General features: G+C 75.3%; 17 protein-coding genes and 1 tRNA gene. 3 read left to right on the top strand and 15 right to left on the bottom strand.

What is annotated here, in order from left to right; all coding sequences use genetic code 11:
* Positions 1-131: 131 nt before the first annotated feature.
* The 3 genes from ACFUMH_RS08755 to ACFUMH_RS08745 form a co-directional block, all read right to left on the bottom strand.
* Positions 132-629: a RidA family protein gene (locus ACFUMH_RS08755; protein WP_378203473.1), complete on the bottom strand. Its 498-nt coding sequence runs from the start codon at positions 627-629 to the stop codon at positions 132-134.
* Positions 626-781, bottom strand: coding sequence for a DUF4177 domain-containing protein (locus tag ACFUMH_RS08750; RefSeq protein WP_136517968.1), 156 nt, complete (start codon positions 779-781; stop codon positions 626-628). Before ACFUMH_RS08750 ends, ACFUMH_RS08755 begins: the two co-directional genes overlap by 4 nt.
* Positions 782-864: 83 nt before the next feature.
* Complete coding sequence (locus ACFUMH_RS08745; protein WP_378203476.1) at positions 865-1167, bottom strand: WhiB family transcriptional regulator; 303 nt, start codon at positions 1165-1167, stop codon at positions 865-867.
* Positions 1168-1354: 187 nt separating this feature from the next.
* Here ACFUMH_RS08745 and ACFUMH_RS08740 point away from each other — a divergent pair, with 187 nt between their 5' ends.
* The 3 genes from ACFUMH_RS08740 to ACFUMH_RS08730 all read left to right on the top strand — a co-directional run bounded on the left by ACFUMH_RS08740 (position 1355) and on the right by ACFUMH_RS08730 (position 5006).
* The gene (locus ACFUMH_RS08740) at positions 1355-3874 is read left to right on the top strand and encodes a penicillin-binding protein (protein WP_378203470.1); all 2520 of its coding nucleotides are present in this window, start codon (positions 1355-1357) and stop codon (positions 3872-3874) included.
* Between the two features lie 4 nt (positions 3875-3878).
* Positions 3879-4847 (top strand): metallophosphoesterase, encoded by a 969-nt coding sequence (locus tag ACFUMH_RS08735; RefSeq protein ID WP_378203467.1) that lies wholly within the window; start codon positions 3879-3881, stop codon positions 4845-4847.
* Between the two features lie 85 nt (positions 4848-4932).
* A tRNA-Pro gene (locus ACFUMH_RS08730) sits at positions 4933-5006 on the top strand.
* A gap of 118 nt (positions 5007-5124) precedes the next feature.
* On the opposite strand, the gene ACFUMH_RS08725 is transcribed toward ACFUMH_RS08730, so the two are convergent.
* From ACFUMH_RS08725 to ACFUMH_RS08670, 12 genes are all read right to left on the bottom strand, one after another.
* Positions 5125-6291 (bottom strand): DUF4097 domain-containing protein, encoded by a 1167-nt coding sequence (locus tag ACFUMH_RS08725; protein WP_378203464.1) that lies wholly within the window; start codon positions 6289-6291, stop codon positions 5125-5127.
* Positions 6288-6959 carry a LuxR C-terminal-related transcriptional regulator gene (locus tag ACFUMH_RS08720; protein WP_378203461.1) on the bottom strand — a complete coding sequence of 224 codons (672 nt, stop codon included), beginning with the start codon at positions 6957-6959 and terminating at the stop codon, positions 6288-6290. Before ACFUMH_RS08720 ends, ACFUMH_RS08725 begins: the two co-directional genes overlap by 4 nt.
* Positions 6947-8407, bottom strand: coding sequence for a sensor histidine kinase (locus ACFUMH_RS08715; protein WP_378203458.1), 1461 nt, complete (start codon positions 8405-8407; stop codon positions 6947-6949). The genes ACFUMH_RS08720 and ACFUMH_RS08715 overlap by 13 nt, the downstream gene beginning before the upstream one ends.
* Positions 8408-8624: 217 nt before the next feature.
* The gene (locus ACFUMH_RS08710; protein WP_378203455.1) at positions 8625-11129 is read right to left on the bottom strand and encodes a glycoside hydrolase family 48 protein; all 2505 of its coding nucleotides are present in this window, start codon (positions 11127-11129) and stop codon (positions 8625-8627) included.
* Positions 11130-11469: 340 nt separating this feature from the next.
* Positions 11470-12264, bottom strand: a complete 795-nt coding sequence (locus ACFUMH_RS08705; RefSeq protein ID WP_378203452.1) for an ABC transporter permease — start codon at positions 12262-12264, stop codon at positions 11470-11472.
* A 1-nt stretch (position 12265) separates the two neighbouring features.
* Positions 12266-13237, bottom strand: coding sequence for an ABC transporter ATP-binding protein (locus ACFUMH_RS08700; RefSeq protein ID WP_378203449.1), 972 nt, complete (start codon positions 13235-13237; stop codon positions 12266-12268).
* Positions 13238-13398: 161 nt separating this feature from the next.
* A complete protein-coding gene (locus ACFUMH_RS08695; protein ID WP_378203446.1) occupies positions 13399-14154 on the bottom strand; it encodes a hypothetical protein in 756 nt (251 codons plus the stop codon).
* Positions 14155-14258: 104 nt separating this feature from the next.
* Entirely contained in the window at positions 14259-15005 is a 747-nt protein-coding gene (locus tag ACFUMH_RS08690) for a hypothetical protein (RefSeq protein ID WP_378203443.1), read from the bottom strand.
* Positions 15002-15934 (bottom strand): ABC transporter ATP-binding protein, encoded by a 933-nt coding sequence (locus ACFUMH_RS08685; RefSeq protein WP_378203440.1) that lies wholly within the window; start codon positions 15932-15934, stop codon positions 15002-15004. Before ACFUMH_RS08685 ends, ACFUMH_RS08690 begins: the two co-directional genes overlap by 4 nt.
* Positions 15931-16335 (bottom strand): GntR family transcriptional regulator, encoded by a 405-nt coding sequence (locus ACFUMH_RS08680; RefSeq protein ID WP_378203437.1) that lies wholly within the window; start codon positions 16333-16335, stop codon positions 15931-15933. The genes ACFUMH_RS08685 and ACFUMH_RS08680 overlap by 4 nt, the downstream gene beginning before the upstream one ends.
* A 216-nt stretch (positions 16336-16551) precedes the next feature.
* Positions 16552-17391, bottom strand: a complete 840-nt coding sequence (locus ACFUMH_RS08675) for a helix-turn-helix transcriptional regulator (RefSeq protein WP_378203434.1) — start codon at positions 17389-17391, stop codon at positions 16552-16554.
* Between the two features lie 89 nt (positions 17392-17480).
* A complete protein-coding gene (locus ACFUMH_RS08670; protein WP_378203431.1) occupies positions 17481-18245 on the bottom strand; it encodes an SDR family NAD(P)-dependent oxidoreductase in 765 nt (254 codons plus the stop codon).
* Positions 18246-18301 lie beyond the last annotated feature (56 nt).

The raw sequence follows: 18301 nt of genomic DNA, 5'->3' as shown, positions 1-18301 counted from the left end.
TTAAACCGACCCCGGCCTGCCGCGGCGCCCCCGCGGCGCGCGGGCCCCCGCCGGCCGCGTGGGCCCGCGGGCGCGCCCCTGGGGCCGGGCCCGGGACCGGGCGCGCGGGTCGGTCGACGGCGACGCGCGGGTCAGTCGACCGCGACGACCAGCTCGACCTCGACCGGCGAGTCCATCGGCAGGACCGTGACGCCCACGGCGGAACGTGCGTGCACGCCGGCGTCGCCGAGCAGGTCGTGCAGCAGCAGGCTGGCGCCGTTGACGACGGCGGGCTGCCCGCCGAAGCCGGGGTCGCTCGCGACGAAGCCGACGACCTTGACCACGCGCCGGACCCGGTCGAGCGCGGTCACGGGGTCCGTGCCGTCCTCCCGCGCGAGCAGGTCGCCCACGGCCGCGAGGGCGTTGAGGGCGGCGACGCGCGCCAGGTCGGCGGCGTCCTCCGGGGTGACGTCCCCGCCGACCTTGCCGGTCGCGGGCAGGGCGCCCGCGACGAACGGCAGCTGCCCGGACGTCCACACGTGGCCGCCGTCGCGCACCGCCGGCACGTACGCCGCGAGGGGCGCCGCGACCGCGGGCAGGGTCAGCCCCAGCTCCGCGAGGCGGGCGCCCACCCGCGCCGCACCGCTCACGGCTTGGGGCGCTTGAGGTAGGCGACGAGGCCCGCGTCGGGGCCCTGGATGACCGTCACGAGCTCCCAGCCGTCGGCGCCCCACTGGTCGAGGATCGCCTTGGTGGCGTGGATGATGAGCGGAACGGTCGCGTACTCCCACTGGGTGGCCATGGCCCCACCCTAGTGGCGGGGTCCCTCCCGGTGGCGGCGTCCGGTGCGCACACGGTCGCGGGAGCACCGCCCGGTGGGAGCGCTCACACCCGCGCCGTCAGGATCCCCTGCGCGAGGTCCGACCCGACGAGCTCGTCCCGCCACGACACCACGTCGGGCCGCCGGCGCAGCAGCGCCCGCCGCTCCCGCTCCGTCATGCCGCCCCACACGCCGAAGTCCGCCCGGCTGTCGAGCGCGTCCGCGAGGCAGTCCAGGCGCACGGGGCAGCCCTGGCACACCGCCCGCGCGTCCCGCTGCGCCGATCCCTCGACGAAGAGCGCGTCGGGCGCGAGCTTGCCCGACCCGCACGCCGCCCGTGCGGTCCAGTGACCGTCCACCTCGAGCACCGTCACCTGTGACCTCCGTCCCTGCCGATCGCACCGCGGACGCTAGCGGCTCCGCCACGCGCGCGGATAGACCCGTCCACGGGTTTCCGCCACCCGGCGGAGCGCGTGTGCAGGTCCCGTGGAGGACCGGCGGCGGTCCGCGGACGCCCCTGGGGCACCGTCAGGGGGCGCCGGTACCCTGACAGGCATGCCGACCCCTGCCCGCGCCCGCGGACGCAAGGTCAGCGCCGTGCAGGCGCTGGCGCTGCTCGTCTCCTTCCTGCTCGTCGCCGTCATCGGCGGCGTGCTGGCCGCCGGCATGCTGCTGCCCGCCGTGGCCGCGGCCAACGGCGCCACCGACATGTCCGTGACGGCGTTCGAGGAGCTGCCCAGCGAGCTGGACCCCCAGCCGCTGCCGGAGAAGTCCGAGATCCTCGCCGCCGACGGCACGCTGCTCGCGACGTTCTACCAGCAGAACCGCGTGGTCGTGCCGCTCGCCGCGATCGCGCCGATCATGCAGCAGGCCGTCGTCGCCGTCGAGGACCGGCGGTTCTACGAGCACTCCGGCGTCGACGTCGCCAGCATGGCGCGCGCCGCGATCGCGACCGCGATGGGCGACACGCAGGGCGCGTCCACGCTGACGCAGCAGTACGTCAAGAACGTCTTCATCGACGCCGCCGAGCAGGCGCAGTCCCCCGAGGAGCGCGCGGCGCTCATCGACGCCGCGCGCGAGAGCGACGGCGCCGAGGGCGTCGCCCGCAAGCTCCGCGAGGCGAAGATCGCGATCACGCTCGAGAAGACGATGAGCAAGGAGCAGATCCTCGAGGCCTACCTCAACATCGCGCCCTTCGGTGCGTCGGTGTACGGCGTCGAGTCGGCCTCGCAGTACTACTTCAGCAAGTCGGCGGCGGAGCTCACCTACCTCGAGGCGGCGACGATCGCCGGCATCACGCAGAGCCCGTCGGCGCTCGACCCGGTCGGCCCGCCCGAGCAGACCGAGGAGGAGCGCGCCGCCCGGTACACGAAGTCCCAGAAGCGCCGCGACCAGGTGCTCAACGACATGGCGCGCGAGAAGTACATCACCGAGGAGGAGCGCGCGGCCGGCGTCGCGACGCCCATCCAGGACACGCTGCGGCCGCAGCCGCTCAAGCAGGGCTGCATGGCCGCCGGCGACGTCGTGCCCGGCTCGGGCTTCTTCTGCGACTACGTCACCAAGGTGATCATCAACGACCCGGCGTTCGGCGAGACCGCTCGCGACCGCAGCAACACGCTCTACCGCGGCGGCCTGAAGATCACGACGACGCTCCTGCCGGGCGAGCAGACGATCGCCGACCAGGAGGTCAAGGCGGGCGTCCCCGTCGAGGACGGGTCGGGCGTCGCGTCGTCGATCGTCACGGTCGAGCCGGGCACGGGCAAGATCACCGCGATGGCGCAGAACCGCATCTACTCGAACCTCAAGGACCGGCCCTCGCAGGAGACGGCCGTCAACTACAACACGTCGTTCGAGTACGGCGGCTCGCAGGGCTTCGCGCCCGGGTCGACGTTCAAGGTGTTCACGCTGCTCGAGTGGCTGCGCAAGGGGCACGCGCTGCAGGAGACGGTCAACGGCACCCGCCTGAAGTACGACCAGCGGGAGTTCGACAGCTGCATCAACCTCGTCGGGCCGTACGAGTTCCGCAACTCCGAGGGCGGCAAGGCGATCCAGCAGTCCGTCGTCGACGCGACCCGCAACTCCGTGAACTCGGCGTACGTCGCCATGGCCAAGGAGCTCAACCTCTGCGACATCATGCAGGGCGCGGCCGACCTCGGCGTCACGCAGGCCGGCGACCCGAGCTCCACGACGCGCTGGGGCACGCCGGGCAACGCGCCGTTCACCGCGACGCCGGCCAACGTCCTCGGCTCCGAGTCGACGTCGCCGCTGCAGATGGCCGCCGCGTACGCCGCCTTCGCCGCGAACGGCACGTACTGCAAGCCGATCGCGATCACCTCGGTCGTCAACACGGCCGGCGAGGAGCTGCCCGTCCCGTCCGCCGACTGCCGGCCCGGCGCGGTCGAGCCGCAGATCGCCGCCGCGATGAACTACGCGCTGAGCAACGTCTGGACGGGTACCGCGCGGTCGGTCGGCGCGCCGTCGTACACCGCCGCCGGCAAGACCGGCACGACGTCGAACAACGAGAACAACTGGTTCGTCGGCTACAACCCGCTGCGCGCCACGGCCGTGTGGGTCGGCTTCAGCGAGAACTTCCGCTCCATGGGCGGGCACACCATCAACGGCAAGCGGTACACCAGCGGGCCGTACGGCTCGTCGATCGCCGCCCCGACGTGGAAGCGGTACATGGACCGCACACTCGACGGCGCGCAGGTGCCCGGCTTCGTGTCGCCCAACGACCGCCAGCTGTTCGGCGAGCGCGGCAACGTGCCGTCGGTGGTGGGGCTCAGCGAGCAGGACGCGCGGGACCGCCTGCAGCGCGCCGGGTTCCGGGTGTCGGTGTCGAACGAGCAGGTGGCGTCCTCGGTGCCGGCCGGCGCCGTCGCGGAGCAGTCGCCCTCGGGCTCGGCGTCGCGCGGCGCGACCGTCACGCTGCGGCTGTCCAACGGCCAGCCGCCCGCGCCCGACCCCAGCCAGGTCCAGCCCGGGTTCCCGGGCGGCGGCCAGGGCGGCGGTCCCGGGGACGGGCAGGGGCGCGGGCAGGGCGGCCAGGGCAACAACGGCCGCGGCAACGGCTGACGGGGTGAGCGGCTCCCCCACCGCCCACCCCGTGCTGCGCACCGTCGGCGGGCTCGCGCTCGCCGGCGTGGCCGGCGTCGCGTGGTCGCTCGTCGAGGCGCGCTGGTACACGCTGCGCGAGGTCACCGTCCCGGTGCTGCCCGCGGGGCAGGCGCCGCTGCGGGTCCTGCACGTGTCCGACCTACACCTCACGCCCGGTCAGCGCCGCAAGGTCGACTGGGTGCGCGAGCTCGCGACGCTCGACCCGCACCTCGTCGTCGACACGGGCGACAACTGGGCGCACCTCGACGCGATGCCGGCGCTCCTCGACGCGCTCGAGCCGCTGCTCGCGCTGCCGGGCGCGTTCGTGCTCGGCTCGAACGACTACCTCGCGCCCGGGCCCAAGAACCCGGTGCGGTACCTGCTGCCCGACGCCCGGAAGAAGCCCGCGCACCCGCCGGTCGAGCTGCCGTGGCGCGAGCTCGTCGCGCGGCTGACGTCGGCCGGCTGGACGGACCTGTCCAACCGGCGGGACGTCCTCGAGGTCGACGGCCGCCGGCTCTCGCTCGTCGGCACGGACGACGCGCACCTCGACCAGGACCGCTTCCCCGCGGCCGGCGGCGCCGACGACGTCCGCGCGCGCAGCGACCGGCGCGACGCCCCCGCGGTCGACCTGCACGTCGGCGTCACGCACGCCCCGTACCGGCGGGTCCTCGACGCCATGCACGCCGACGGCGTGGACCTCACGATCGCGGGCCACACGCACGGCGGCCAGCTCGCGGTGCCGTTCTACGGCGCGCTGACCACCAACTGCGACCTCGACCGGCGCCGCGCCAAGGGCCTGCACGGGTGGCCGGGCGCGCGCCCCGACCGGCCGGGCGGCGCGGGGTCGTCGTGGCTGCACGTGTCGGCGGGCCTCGGCACGTCGCCGTACGCGCCGGTGCGGTTCGCATGCCGGCCGGAGGCGACGCTGCTCACGCTCGTCCCGGCGTGACGCACCGCGCGTGAGCCGCTGCCCAGCCCGCTGACCAGCCGGTTTCGTCGCACGGCTGATCGTCCGCTATTCTCATGGGGCTCCACGGGGTGTGGCGCAGCTTGGTAGCGCGCTTCGTTCGGGACGAAGAGGTCGTGGGTTCGAATCCCGCCACCCCGACAGTACGAGGAAGCCCCCGGTCGGCAGATGCCGACCGGGGGCTTCGTCGTTCGTGGGCTTCGTCGTTCCTGGGCTGCGTCGTCCCCGGGCTGCGTCGTCCCCGGCACGGGCCCCCGCGTCAGTCGCGCGGGCCCAGGTAGGCGACGTCGCCGTCGCTCGAGACCACGGTCACGCGGCGGCCGGCGGACGGGTCCGTCGGGGCGTCGACGGTCTGGCGGCCGGACGACGTGGAGATCTCGAGGGCGACGGGCTCGCCCGTGCCGTGCACCGTGGCGCGTCCGCTCGAGGTCCGGGCCGTCACGTCGCCCGCCACGTCCGCGACCAGGACGTCGCCGTCCGACGTGCGCGCGACGGCCGTGCCTTGCACACCGTCGACCTCCACGTGGCCCGACGACGAGACGGCCTCGACCTCGTCGCCCGCGCGCCGCACCCGCACGTCGCCGTCGCTCGTGACCGCCACAACCCGGCCGTCGGCGTCCGCGACGTCGACGTGGCCGGAGGACGACCGCGCCTCGACGGCGCCGCCCGCGTCCTGCACGGCGACGTCCCCGTCGGACGTGCGCGCGACGACGTCGCCGCGCGCGCCGACCACCTGGACCGCACCGGACGACGTCCGCAGCGTGGCCGACCCGACCGCGCCCTCGGCGCGCACGTCGCCGTCGCTCGAGCGGACGACCACGTCGGTGCCCGCGGGCAGCTCCACGGCCAGCGAGGTGCTGCAGACCCCGACCCAGCGCCAGCCGCAGCGGTGGGTCACGACGAGGCGGTCGGCGGCCTCGTCGACGACGTGGTCGGGGTCCTGCCACGCGGTGCGCGCGGTGCGCTCGACGCGCACGTCGCCGTCGGGCGTCACGCGGACGTCGACCGCGCCGTCCGTGACCAGCTCGACGACCGGCGCCGCTGCGTAGGTCTGCACGGCCGTCGTGGTGCGCGCGGACGCCTCGGCCACCAGCGTCGCGGCGAGCTGCACCACGACGAGGCCGCCCAGGACGGCACCCACCACGGTGAGCACGCGGCCGGCCGTCGAGCGTCGGGGGGCAGGCGGTGCGACGCCGGCGGTCGCGGGGGCCGGCGCGTCGGGCGGCGGCGTCGCTCCTCCCGTGCGCCCGGCGGAGGGCCCGGCGGTGGCCCCGGCCGCGGGACAGGCGTGGGCCTGCGCGTCGGCGGGTGCGTCGCCGCCCGCGGACGGGAGCGGCAGGGTCGCGGGACCGGCGGACGGCAGCGGCTGCGTGGCGGCGTCCGGGGCCGGCACGCCCGGGCCGGTGGGGTCGTGCGGTGCGCTCATCGGGAGGTTCCGTTCGTCGGGCCGTCCTCGAGCCACCGCAGCACCGCGAGGACGCGGCGGTGGTCGTCGGAGTCGGGCGGCAGGTCGAGCTTGGTGAGGATGGACGTCACGTGCTTCTCCACCGCGGGCAGGCCGACGACGAGGCGGTCGGCGATGGCGGAGTTGGACCGCCCCTCCGCCATGAGCGCCATGACCTCGCGCTCGCGTGGCGTCAGGGTGTCGAGCGCGGAGCGGGTGCTGCGGGCCAGCACCTGGGCGACGACCTCGGGGTCGACCACGGTGCCGCCGGCGGCGACGCGGGCCAGCGCGGCGAGGAAGTCGTCCACGTCGGCGACGCGGTCCTTGAGCACGTAGCCGAGGCCGCGGGCGTCGGCGGCGAACAGCTCGCGCGCGTACCGCTGCTCGACGTACTGCGAGAGCACGAGCACCGGCAGCCGCGGGTGCAGGCCGCGCAGGTGCACGGCGGCGCGCAGGCCCTCGTCGGTGTGCGTGGGCGGCATGCGGACGTCCGTGACGACGACGTCGGGCAGGTCCGCGTCCGGGTCGCCGAGGGCGGCGACGAGCCCGTCGGCGGTGCGGTGGCCGGTGACCTGGTGGCCCTCGGCGACGAGCAGGCGCGTGAGCCCCTCGAGCAGGAGGACGGAGTCCTCGGCGATCACGATGCGCACGGCACCTCCACGGTGAGCACGGTGCCGGCCCCGGCGGGGCTGACCAGGTCGAAGGAGCCGTCGAGGGCCTCGACGCGCCGGCGCAGGCCGTCGAGCCCGCTCCCCGGCGTCGCGCGGGCACCGCCGCGGCCGTCGTCGCTGACGCGCACCCGCAGGCGGGCACCGGCCCCGGCGCCGACGACGTCCGCCCGCACCGCGGCGGACGCGGCACCGGCGTGCTTGGCGACGTTCGTCAGCGCCTCCGCGACCACGAAGTACGCCGCGGCCTGCGCGGACGAGCTCGCCGGGGCGCCGTGGCCGAGCCCGGCGGCGTCGACGCGGACCGGCACGGGGCTGCGGGCCGCCAGCGCCGACAGCGCCGCGTCGAGCCCGCGGTCGGTGAGGACGGCCGGGTGCACGCCGCGCACGAGGTCCCGCAGCTCGGCGAGGACCTCCTTGACCTCGGCGTGCGCCGTGTCCAGCGCCCGCGCCGCGGCCTCGGGGTCCCCGGCGACGGCGCGGCGGGCGACGCCGAGCTCCACGCCGAGCGCCACCAGCCGCTGCTGCGCGCCGTCGTGCAGGTCGCGCTCGATGCGGCGGCGCTCGGCGTCGGCGGCCTCGACGGCGGCCGTCCGCGTCTCCCGCAGCCGGACGGCGCGGACCTCGGCGACCTCCGCACGCTCCTCCGCCGCCCGGGCGGCCTGCTCGGCCTCCGCGCGGGTGCGGCCGCCGAGCAGCGCGCGGCTCATCCGCAGCTGCAGCAGCGTGGCCGTCTGCGCGACGAGCGCGGCACCCCACAGCCCGACCGGCAGCACGACGACCGCCCACCCCCACGGGTCGATCTGGAGCGCGGCGCGGGCGGCGGGGACGACGAGCTGCACCCCGGCCACGAGCCCGACGGCACCCAGGCCGGCGACGACCGCCACCGCGGTCCAGGTGAGCGCCGCGGCGACGAGCGCGTGGGCGACGGCCGCCCACGCGCGGCCGTCGACGGTCCGCAGCCACCAGCCGCGGAACCCGGGGCGGCGCACGGGTGCCGCGGGGTCGGGCACGACGGCACCGAGCTGCGCGCCGAGGCGGGCGCGCTCGGCGCGGCCGTACGCCCGCGCCAGCACGAGGGTGAGCACGAGGACGGGCAGGCCGACGAGGAGCACGACGAGCGACACCCCGACGCCCGCGCCGGTGGCCAGCACGATCGCGACCGCGAGCGTCCAGAGGGCGGCGACGACGAGCTGGCCGACGGCCCGCCACGTCGCGGCCGAGACCGGCGCGAGGGCCAGCGCCCGCCCGCCGGTCAGCGCCGGGGCGACGAGCCGGACGTCGTCGAGCAGCGGCACGACGTCGGTGCGGCCGGCAGGGCGGGCGGTCGGGCCGGCGGGCGCGGCGGCCGGCGCCGGGCCGTGGCCCGGGGCCCACGCGGGGCCCCCCGGCGTGGTCGCCGTCGCGGGCGGTGCGGGTGACTCGGTCATGACGTCGAACGTAGGCCCCGGCCCGGGGCCGGCACAGCCGTGCCCGCCCACGTCGGCGGGGTGGGGTCAGCCCTACCCCACCGCGGCGCCGGGCCGGCCGCCGCGCACGACGAAGGGCCGGTCCCGGGTCACCGGGACCGGCCCCTCACCGCCACGCATGGGGTCGTGGCGGGGTCCGTCGGTCGTGCGTCAGCGGTCGTGCGTCAGCGGTCGTGCGTCAGGACGCCGTGCACGTGGCGCCGTTCAGCGTGAACGCCGCCGGCCGCGGGTTCTGGCCGGTGTGCGAGCCGTTGTACCCGACCTCGACCGAGGCACCTGGCGCGAGCGTGCCGTTCCAGGCCGCGTTCGTGGCCGTCACGGTCTGGCCGGACTGCGCCCACTGGGCGCTCCAGCCCTGCTGCACGCGCTGCCCGCCCTGGTGGTCGAACCGGAGCGTCCACCCGCTGAGGGCCGACGTGCCGGTGTTGGTGATCCGCACCGAGGCCGTGAAGCCCGTGTTCCAGCCGTTGCTGGTGTAGCGGACCGCGCAGGTCCCGGCCGGGTTCTGCGTCGGGGTCGGCGTGACCGTGGGGGTCGGCGTCACCGTCGGCGTGGGGGTGACCGTCGGGGTCGGCGTCACCGTGGGCGTGGGCGTCGGGGTCGGCGTCGTGCCGCCCTCGAACAGGCGCGCGTAGTCGGAGAGCGCGCCGGCGATGGCCGTCTGCGACCAGAAGCGGTGGTACGTGAACGTGGGGTTCACGCCCGTGCGCAGCGCGGTCTCGACCTTCGACCACTGCGGGTCCTGCTTGTAGAAGGACCGGATGTCGAGGAAGGAGACGCCCGGCTTGATGACGTCGCCGTTGGGCATGGTGCCCGAGAACGACGACGGCACGTACACGCCGTTGCCGCCGGCCACGTAGGTGTCGTCGAAGCGCTGGTAGTCCCCGCGCGTCTCGGGCGCCGCGACGCCGAGGGCGTCCTGGTTGTGCTCCCAGATCGCGTCGAGGAGCGCCTTGGCCTTGTCGCGCGAGGCGGTGTCGCCCGAGCGGGCGGCGTAGAAGAGGAGCGCGCGGGCGGTGTCGCCGGCGACGCCGACGTCCTGGCCGGAGCTCTTCAGCGTGACGGTGAGACCGGCGTTCGCACCGGGGTTCGCCGCGTTCCACGTGTCGGGCTTGCCCGACCACGTGAGCTCGCTCGGGACGGACCAGTCGGAGCCGTCGACCTTGATGTTCGCGACGACCCACGGGACCCACTTGTCCAGGACCCGCTTGGCCTTGGCGTTGCCCGTCTCGTAGTACAGCTCGGCGACGCGCTGCACGCCCCAGGCCTGCATGCCGAACCACTGGTTCGACGGCGGGTCGTGGTAGACGGGCGCCTCGGTGTAGCCCATGCCGTAGAACGTCGGGGTGCCGGCCGGGGGCTGCGCGTAGGCACCGTCCCAGCTGTTCGTGGCACCGCCGGCGATCGGGCCGTTGGACGACTGCAGCCAGGTGTAGAACTCGAGCTGGCGGTCCATCGCCTTGGTCCAGTCGTCCTTCGCCGTGGGCGACCGGGGGGTCAGCTTCGGGTCGTTGGACAGCGCCCACGCCGCGAACGGGTTCTGGTAGCCGAAGTGCGCGTGCGAGGAGCTGATGCGCCACGCCCAGCCGGCCGACGCGTCCTGCGCGCCGCCCCACGCCATGTACCAGGACAGCAGGTAGTGCGCGCTCGTCCGGCCGGAGCCGGCGGGGCACGACGGCGAGGTGCAGCCGATCTGCTTGAAGTACTTGTCGAACAGCGTGTAGCGCAGGTAGTCACCGAGCTTGGCGGCCTTCGCGACCGTCCCGGCGACCTGCGCCGCCTTGCCCTGCTCGGTCGCCCACTTGTTGGCCCAGTAGACGGCCTCGACGGCGCGCGCGTCGGCGTCGGACGCCGACGTGTACTTCCACTGCTTCGCGTACTGCGCGTCGCCGGTGAAGATGTCGAGGAAGCCGTTCCGGCCGCCGAACGTGAAGTCGTCGCAGGTGGGCTGCGGGATGGTCTCCCAGACCGACTCCTGCGGGCCGCGCTGGAACGTGTTGATGAGCGAGACGCCCTCGTGCGACGGGCCGAGCTGGCAGCCGGCGCCGGGCGCGTTGCCGAAGCCGTAGACGTTGTCGACGTCCGCGAGCCAGTGCATCTGGTAGATGTCCGACGTGCCGTAGGTCGACTTCAGCTCGTTCGCGATCGGGTCGACGCCGACGGTGCCGCTCGTGTTCAGCTGCGACGGGTACTGGCTCGGGTGGTTGTACTCCGCGGCGTAGGTCGCGGGCTTGCTGGGGTCGTAGAACGAGGTGGTCGGCTGGTCGGCCGACTGCGGGATCATGTACCTCTCCATGGTGTCCCACGCCTCGTTCAGCGGGGCCCACTCACCCGTGTGCTGGCCGTACAGCGCCTCGAGCCACAGCCAGTAGCTGTAGGCCTCGGACGTCGTCATGTGACCGTGGTCCGGCGCCTCGACCATGAGGGTCTCGACCGCGTGGTACGGGATGCCCTGCGGGCTGAAGTACCCGTTGGCCGGGTCCTTGATCTTCTCGTACTGCTCGAGGAAGCGCTGCGCGTACTCGGAGTCGGCCGGCGCGGCGGCCGCGGCGACGGGGGCGGCCGGCGCGGCCGTGCCCGACAGGGCGATCGCGGACTGGGCGCCCGCGATGCCCACGAGCGACGTGGCGGTCAGGACGGCCCAGGCCGCTCTGACGGCACGCCGTCGGGTGGATGAGGACATCGTTTCCGTACCTTTCTCGGCGTCCGGGGCGCGCGCGTCGGTGCGGGGTCCCCGGTGTCCCGGCGCGCGCGGGTGCGCGGGCCGGTGCGGTGCACGAAGGAACGGACCGTCGGGGCGGGCGCCTCGGTGCACCCGGGTCCGGCGGTCTGGACGCGGCTCACTCTCGTGAGGTGCGGCACGGGCGGCTAGGTCGCTAAACGATTCGCGGGACGAACTGGTGGGAGCGCGCCCACCCGCACGACGACGGGCCGGGCCGTCCGGCGCCGTCCCTCCGACGGCGTCGTGCGGCCCGGCCCGCGCCGGTCGGGGTGCCGACGGCGAAGCCGGCGGCGGGGAGGGGTCAGGACCAGCGGAACAGCTTCGCGGCGACGGGCGTCGCGACGAGCGCCCAGGCCACCATGACGACGACCTGCGTGGTCGGGAACGGCTGCCCGGCCCAGGCCGCGGTCATCGCCTGGGACGCCGCGCCGAGCGGGGTGTACTGCGCGATGTCCTGCACGACCTGCGGCATCGTCGGCATCGGCAGCCAGACGCCCGCGAAGAAGAGGGACACGAAGTACAGGAGCATGCCCCAGCCGTTGGCCGCTGCCGCCGTCGGGGCGAGCGCCGCGACGACCGAGCCGAGACCGAAGGTCGCGAGCACGGCCAGGGCGAAGACCGCGACCACGAGCAGCGGGTTCTCCGGCAGGGAGATGTCGAGCACGAGCACGCCCGAGGTCACCGCGAGCGCGGCCGCGACGACGAGGACGCCGAGGTTCACCAGGACCTGCGCCGTCAGCAGGCGGGCCGGGCCGACCGGGGTGGTCGAGAGACGGCGCAGCACGCCGCGCTGGCGGTAGGCGGCGATCGTCGAGGGGTAGGTGGACAGCGCGACCGTCGCCACCGCGAGGCTCAGGACGATCGAGGTGTACCCGGTGATCGCCGTGATCTGCGACAGCAGCGGGTCCTCGGCGTCGTACGGCTCGTCCGCCCACGGCATCACCAGCCCGAGGACCGTGAGCAGCAGCACCGGGAAGACCAGCGCGAAGAACAGCACGGACGGGTCGCGCACGAGGAGCCTCGCCTCGACGGCGGTCATGCGGGCCAGGACGGCAGGACCGCGGGGGGCCGGCCGGGTGGGGGTCGTGGTGGTCATGTCACACCTCCGAGGTGGACGCGGGGACGGTGGCACGGGCGTCGGCGGGGGTGTCGGACCCGTCGCCGGTGAGGGAGACGAACGCGTCCTCGAGCGAGGCTCGGTCGAGGCGGACGTCGGACGTGCGCACGCCGTGCCGGTCGAGGGCGACCAGCACGTCCTGCACGAGCGTCCCGCCGCCGCGGACGACGAGCGTGCGGTCGGCGACGGACGCGTCCCGCACGCCCGGCACGCCCGCGAGCGCGCCGAGCAGGACGTCGTCGGCCACGCGGCCGTCGGGCCGCACCCGCAGCACCTGCTCGCCGTGCGCCAGCGCGACGATCTCGTCGGGGGTGCCGACCGCGCTGACGCGGCCGGACGCGATGAGGGCGATGCGGTCGCAGAGCCGCTCCGCCTCCTCCATGAGGTGCGTGACCAGCACGATCGTCACGCCGGAGTCGCGGATCGCCTCGACGACGGCCCACGTCTCGCGCCGCGCGTGCGGGTCGAGGCCGGTGGTGAGCTCGTCGAGGATCGCCAGCTGCGGCCGGCCGACGAGCGCGAGCGCGACCGACAGGCGCTGCTTCTGCCCGCCGGACAGGTCCTTGAACGCCGTGCCCGCCTTGGCCGTCATGCCCAGCAGGCCGAGCAGGTCCGCCGGGTCGGCCGGGTCGGCGTAGAACGACGCGTACAGGTCGAGCGCCTCCCGCACGCGGAGCCGGTCGGGCAGCGCGCTCTCCTGCAGCTGGAGGCCGACGCGCTCGTGCAGCGCGGCGGCGTCGCGGGTGGGGTCGAGGCCGAGGACGCGGACGGTGCCCGCGTCGGGCCGGCGCAGGCCGGCGATCATCTCGACGGTCGTGGTCTTGCCGGCGCCGTTGCGGCCGAGGACGCCGTAGATCTCGCCGCGCTGGACGGTGAGGCTGACGTCGGCGACGGCGACGGTGCTGCCGTACGTCTTGCGCAGGTGGTCCGCCTGGATGACGGGGGTGCTCATGGTGCCCTCCGGTGTGTGGGTGGGGTGCGGGGCGGGCGGTGCGAGGGTGCGGGGTGCCGCGGGGCCGGCGTCGGGCCGGTCCCGTGGGGACGGGGTGCGGGGCGTGCGGAACGGACGGCGGACGGGGACGGGCGCGCGAGGACTGCCGGGTGCGAGCCCGCTCAGCCGGTGGTGCGCAGCGGCAGCGAGCGGGTGACCGCCGCGTGCGCGGCGGCCGCGACGGCCGTGAGGACCAGGGCGCCGAGGACGTGCACGGCGGTGGCGGCACCGCGGGTGAGCGGCTCGGCGAGGGCGACCGGGCCGACCTGCGTCGCGGAGAGCGACAGGGCGGCCGCGAACGGCAGGAACGTCAGCGGCAGGGCGACGGTGCCCCAGCGGCCGCCGAGGCGCTGGTACGCCGACCCGACGAGCAGGCCGGTGACGGCCGCGACGACGTGGACGGGCGCGTACTCGGCGAGCAGCGCGAGGGCGGAGTCGTGCGGCCCGGGCAGGAACGCGTCGGTGACGGCGGTGCCCCAGCCGAGGGCGTCGTGCAGGACGCCCTCGAGCAGCACGAGCGCGGTGTACCCGAGCCCGTACGCGAGCCCGACGGCGACGGCGGTGACCACGCTCGCGCGGACGAAGACCCGCCGCGTCATGCCCGCCGCGACGTGCACCCGCAGGTGCACGGACACGAGGACGACCGTCTGGGCGAAGACGACCCAGATGCTGCCCTGCCGGGCGAGGCCGGCGACCGTCGTGCTCACGTCGACCCGGAGCGCGGCCAGCACGACCGTGGCCACCGCCGCGCCGACCACGGCGATCGCGAGGAACCACCGGGTGAACGGCCCCACCAGGCGCAGCTGCGTCCGCAGCGCGTGCCGCAGCGGTGTCGGCCGCGCCGTGGGCCGGGCGGCGGTGGCGGTGGCGGTGGTCATCGGGTCCTCCGGTGTCGTGGGCGGGGTGGCGCGGGCCGGTCGGTGCGAGGTGCGGCCCACGCGGGGTGCGGCCGGCGCGGGGTGCGGTCGGCGTGCGGCCGCGGTCAGCGCGGCGTGCGGACGGGTGTCGAGCGGACGAGCGCGACGTAGACGACGGCCGTGACCAGCGCGAGGACCGCACCCGTGAGCAGCGGCGCGTCGCCGGCGCCGCCGAGCAGCCCGTCCAGCGGGAAGGACCCGAACCACTCCCCGGCGAGGGCGAGCGTGGCGACGATCGGCAGGACGGTCAGCGGGAGGGTGACGGTGCCCCACCAGCCGCCGTAGCGGTGGTAGACCACCCCGACGAGCAGGCCGCACAGGTTCGCGAGGACCAGCGCCGGTGCGAGCTCGCCGACCATGGCCGGGAAGTCGCGCCCGGTGAGCTCGAAGCCCTGCTCGAGGATCTCGGCGTCCCAGCCGACCGCGGAGTGCAGCGCACGCTCGAGCAGGAGCAGGCCGCTCAGCACGAGCGTGTAGCCGAGGCCGGTGGACACCGCCGTGATCAACGACGCCCGGACGAACGTGCGGCGCGTCATGCCGGCCGCGACGTGCACCCGCAGCAGCGCCGCGACGAGCAGGATCGCCTGCGAGAACGGGAACCAGATGGCCGACTGCCGCGCGTACGCGACGATCGAGACGTCGACGCTGCCGTTGACCCGCCACACGATGAGCGTCGCGGCCAGCAGCACGACCAGGGCGATCGCCCAGTACCAGCAGGCGAGGTACACGGCGACGGAGACCTGGCGGCCGAGGGCGTGCGCGAGGGGCGACCGACGCCGGACGGCGGGCGCGGTGACGGTGGTGGCGCTCACGGGACGACCTCGCTCCCGCTGTCGGCCGTCACGACGCCGTCGCGGCGGCGGGGGTCGGTCAGGTGGACGAAGAGGTCCTGCAGCGGCACGGGTCCGAGCTCCAGGCCCGTGGCGCGGGCCCGCGCGACGTCGGCGTCGGTGAGGACGCCCCGCACGGTGACCTGCGCGGTGCGGCCGAGCCGCTGGGTGCCGAGCACGGTGCGGCCGGCGACGAACGCGTCGACCGCGTCCTGCGGGCCGGTGACGGAGACGCCCTCCGCGCGCAGCGAGTCGGCGTCCTGGGTGATCAGGACACGACCGTGGTCGAGCACGACGACGTCCTCGAGCAGCCGCTCGATCTCCTCGATGAGGTGGCTCGACAGCACGATCGTGCGCGGGTGCGCGAGGTAGTCGGCGAGCAGCGTGTCGTAGAACGCGTACCGGCTCGGGGCGTCGAGGCCGAGGTGCACCTCGTCGAGGAGGGTCAGCGGCGCGCGGCTCGCCAGGCCGACCGTGATGCCGAAGGCCGACTTCTTGCCGCGCGAGAGCTTGCTCGGCTTGCTCCGCGGGTCGAGCTCGAACAGGTCCATGAGCTCGGCGGCGAACCCGCGGTCGAACGTGGGCCGCGCCCCCGCGAAGAAGTCGAGGTTGTCGCGCAGGCTGTCCTCGTCGAGGACGTCGCCGGACTCGCGGACGAGGCAGACGCCGGGCGCCGTGCGCTCGTTCTCCCACGGGTCCTCGCCGTCGACGAGCACCTGGCCCGACGTCGGCCGGCGGAACGCGGCGACGAGCGCGCCGAGCGTCGTCTTGCCCGAGCCGTTGCGGCCGAGCAGCCCGGTGATGGTGCCGGGGCGGATCTCCAGGTCGACGCCGTCGAGCGCGACCGTGTCCCCGAAGCGCTGGGTGACCCCGCGCAGCGTGACGCCGTAGCCGGGGCTGGTGGCGGTCATCGTGCGGCCTCCGTGTCGGTGGTCGTGGTGGTGGTGGCGTCGAGGTGGGCCGCGCGCTCGCGCAGGCGGGCCACGACCTCCTCGACGGGGATGCCGAGCACCCGGGCCGCGTCGGCGACCGGGTCCACGGTGTCGGTGAAGAACGTCTCGCGGCTCTCGGCGAGGAGTCGCTCACGGGCGCCGGGGGCGACGAACATGCCGACGCCCCGGCGCTTGTAGAGGACGCCCTCGTCGACGAGCTGGTTGAAGGCCTTGGCGGCCGTCGCCGGGTTGATCCGGAACGTCGTCGCGTACTGCGTGGTGGACATGACCTGCTCCTCGGCCGCGAGGTCGCCCGAGAGGACGTCCTGGCGGATCTGGTCGGCGATCTGCAGGTACACGGGGTCACGGCCGTCGAACACGGCGTCCCTCCGTTCCTGTTCTGTGGTTCGTTACATGACTAATGAACCACTGAACCCACGTCGGCACAACCCCTTTCGCCGACGAACCTGCGCACCCCACCCCGAGTGCGGTACATGCGTCACGAGCGCCCCTGTTGCCACACCCGCACTCGTGACGCATCCACCGCAGTCGGTGTGGGTGCCGCGGTCGGCGGCGGGATGCGCTCGGTGTCGGGGTCAGGCGTCGAGCGCCTGGCGGCCGAGCGTCGTGAGGAGGCGCAGCCTGTCGTCGTCCGGGGTGCCGGGGACGGCGGTGAGGACGAGGAGCACCTGGGACTGCTCGGCGTCGAGCAGCTTCTGGCACTCGAGCGTGAGCTCGCCGACCTCGGGGTGGACGAAGCACTTGGTCGGCCCGTGCACGAGCCCGACCTCGTGGTCCGCCCACACGCGCGCGAACTCCTCGCCGGACGCGAGCAGCGCGGTGACGGCCTGCTCGGCGCGCGAGCCGGCGCCCTGCCGGGCCAGGGCGGTGCGCAGCTCGGCGACGAACACGCGTCCGCGCAGGTCGTGGTCGCGCTCGGGGTAGATCCGCCGGGACGCCGGGTGCGTGAACCACCGGTACGCGGCGACGCGGTCGAGGCCCGTCAGGCGCGACGCGTCGCCGAACAGCGCGACGGCGGCGGCGTTCTGCACGAGCGTCTCGCCGAGGTCCGTCATGACCTGGGCCGGGGTGTCGTGCAGGCGGTCGAGCACGCGCATGAGCCCGGGCGCGACGTGCTCGGAGCGGCCGACGCGCTCGGGCGCGTGGTGCCCGGCGAGGCGGAACAGGTGGTCGCGCTCGGCGAGGGTCAGGCGCAGCCCGCGGGCGACGGCCGTGAGCATCTGGTCGGACGGCTGCGGTCCGCGCCCCTGCTCGAGGCGCGACCAGTAGTCGACGGACATGTCGCACAGCAGCGCGACCTCCTCGCGCCGCAGACCCGGGGCGCGCCGGCGCGCGCCGCGCGGCAGCCCGACGTCCTCCGGCTGGAGCGCCTCGCGACGGGTGCGCAGGAAGTCGGCGAGCTGGGCGCGATCCACGCCCGCAGTCTTCGCCCGGGCGGGCCGGCGGGCAAGGACGCCCGCGCGCGGCCGGGGCGGCAGCGCGCGGGCGTCCTCGTCGCCGGACGTCACAGGCGCGTGCCGCCCGACGCCTCGAGGCGCTGCCCGGTCACCCACGCGAGCGCCGGCGACGCGACGGCCGCGACCACGGGACCGATGTCCTCCGCCTCGCCGACCCGCCCGAGCGCGGCCTGCGCGCCGAGCGCGGTGCGCATCTCCGCGGAGTCCCGCACGCGGCCGCCGCCGAAGTCCGTCGCCACCGGGCCCGGCGCCACCACGTTGACCGTGATGCCACGCTCCCCGAGCTCGAGCGCCCACCACCGCGTCAGCGCCTCGACCGCCGCCTTCATCGCCCCGTACGCCGACAGGCCGCCGGGCGAGACGAACCGCGCCAGCCCGCTCGACAGGTTGACGACCCGCCCCCCGTCGGCGAGCAGCGGCGCGAGACCCTGCGTGAGCAGGAAGACGCCGCGCACGTGCACGTCGAACAGGCTCTGCAGGTGCTCCGCCGTGGTGCCGCCGAGCGGCGTCGGTACCGCGTGCCCGGCGTTGTTCACCAGCACGTCGAACCGGTCGCGCCCCCAGGTGGCGGTGAGCGCGTCCGCCAGCCGGTCGGGGAACGCGGTGACGTCCGCGACGTCGCCCGTGTCCAGGCGCAGCGCGACGGCGCGCCGGCCCGCCGCCTGCGCGTCGGCGACCACAGCGGCGGCCTCGTCCTCGTGCTGCCGGTACGTGAGGACGACGTCGAGACCGTCGGCCGCGAGCGCGAGCACGGTCGCGCGGCCGAGGCCGCGGTTGCCGCCGGTGACCAGAGCGATGCGGGTGTCCGTCATGGGTCCTCCTCGTCGTGGCCGCCGCCCGGTGCGGGCCGCGGCGTCGGGACGAGCCT

Origin of the sequence: Cellulomonas sp. NPDC057328, from assembly GCF_042667215.1 — a bacterium.
Taxonomy (GTDB): domain Bacteria; phylum Actinomycetota; class Actinomycetes; order Actinomycetales; family Cellulomonadaceae; genus Cellulomonas.
The sequence above is the reverse complement of the archived record's forward strand: the minus strand, read 5'-3'. Positions and strand labels throughout refer to the sequence as shown.

What these genes read in the sequence shown, in the direction of transcription:
- ACFUMH_RS08750 (WP_136517968.1), bottom strand. Translation starts at nt 781, where the DNA reads ATGGCCACCCAGTGGGAGTACGCGACCGTTCCGCTCATCATCCACGCC.
- ACFUMH_RS08740 (WP_378203470.1), top strand. Translation starts at nt 1,355, where the DNA reads ATGCCGACCCCTGCCCGCGCCCGCGGACGCAAGGTCAGCGCCGTGCAG.
- ACFUMH_RS08725 (WP_378203464.1), bottom strand. Translation starts at nt 6,291, where the DNA reads ATGAGCGCACCGCACGACCCCACCGGCCCGGGCGTGCCGGCCCCGGAC.
- ACFUMH_RS08715 (WP_378203458.1), bottom strand. Translation starts at nt 8,407, where the DNA reads ATGACCGAGTCACCCGCACCGCCCGCGACGGCGACCACGCCGGGGGGC.
- ACFUMH_RS08710 (WP_378203455.1), bottom strand. Translation starts at nt 11,129, where the DNA reads ATGTCCTCATCCACCCGACGGCGTGCCGTCAGAGCGGCCTGGGCCGTC.
- ACFUMH_RS08705 (WP_378203452.1), bottom strand. Translation starts at nt 12,264, where the DNA reads ATGACCACCACGACCCCCACCCGGCCGGCCCCCCGCGGTCCTGCCGTC.
- ACFUMH_RS08700 (WP_378203449.1), bottom strand. Translation starts at nt 13,237, where the DNA reads ATGAGCACCCCCGTCATCCAGGCGGACCACCTGCGCAAGACGTACGGC.
- ACFUMH_RS08695 (WP_378203446.1), bottom strand. Translation starts at nt 14,154, where the DNA reads ATGACCACCGCCACCGCCACCGCCGCCCGGCCCACGGCGCGGCCGACA.
- ACFUMH_RS08685 (WP_378203440.1), bottom strand. Translation starts at nt 15,934, where the DNA reads ATGACCGCCACCAGCCCCGGCTACGGCGTCACGCTGCGCGGGGTCACC.
- ACFUMH_RS08670 (WP_378203431.1), bottom strand. Translation starts at nt 18,245, where the DNA reads ATGACGGACACCCGCATCGCTCTGGTCACCGGCGGCAACCGCGGCCTC.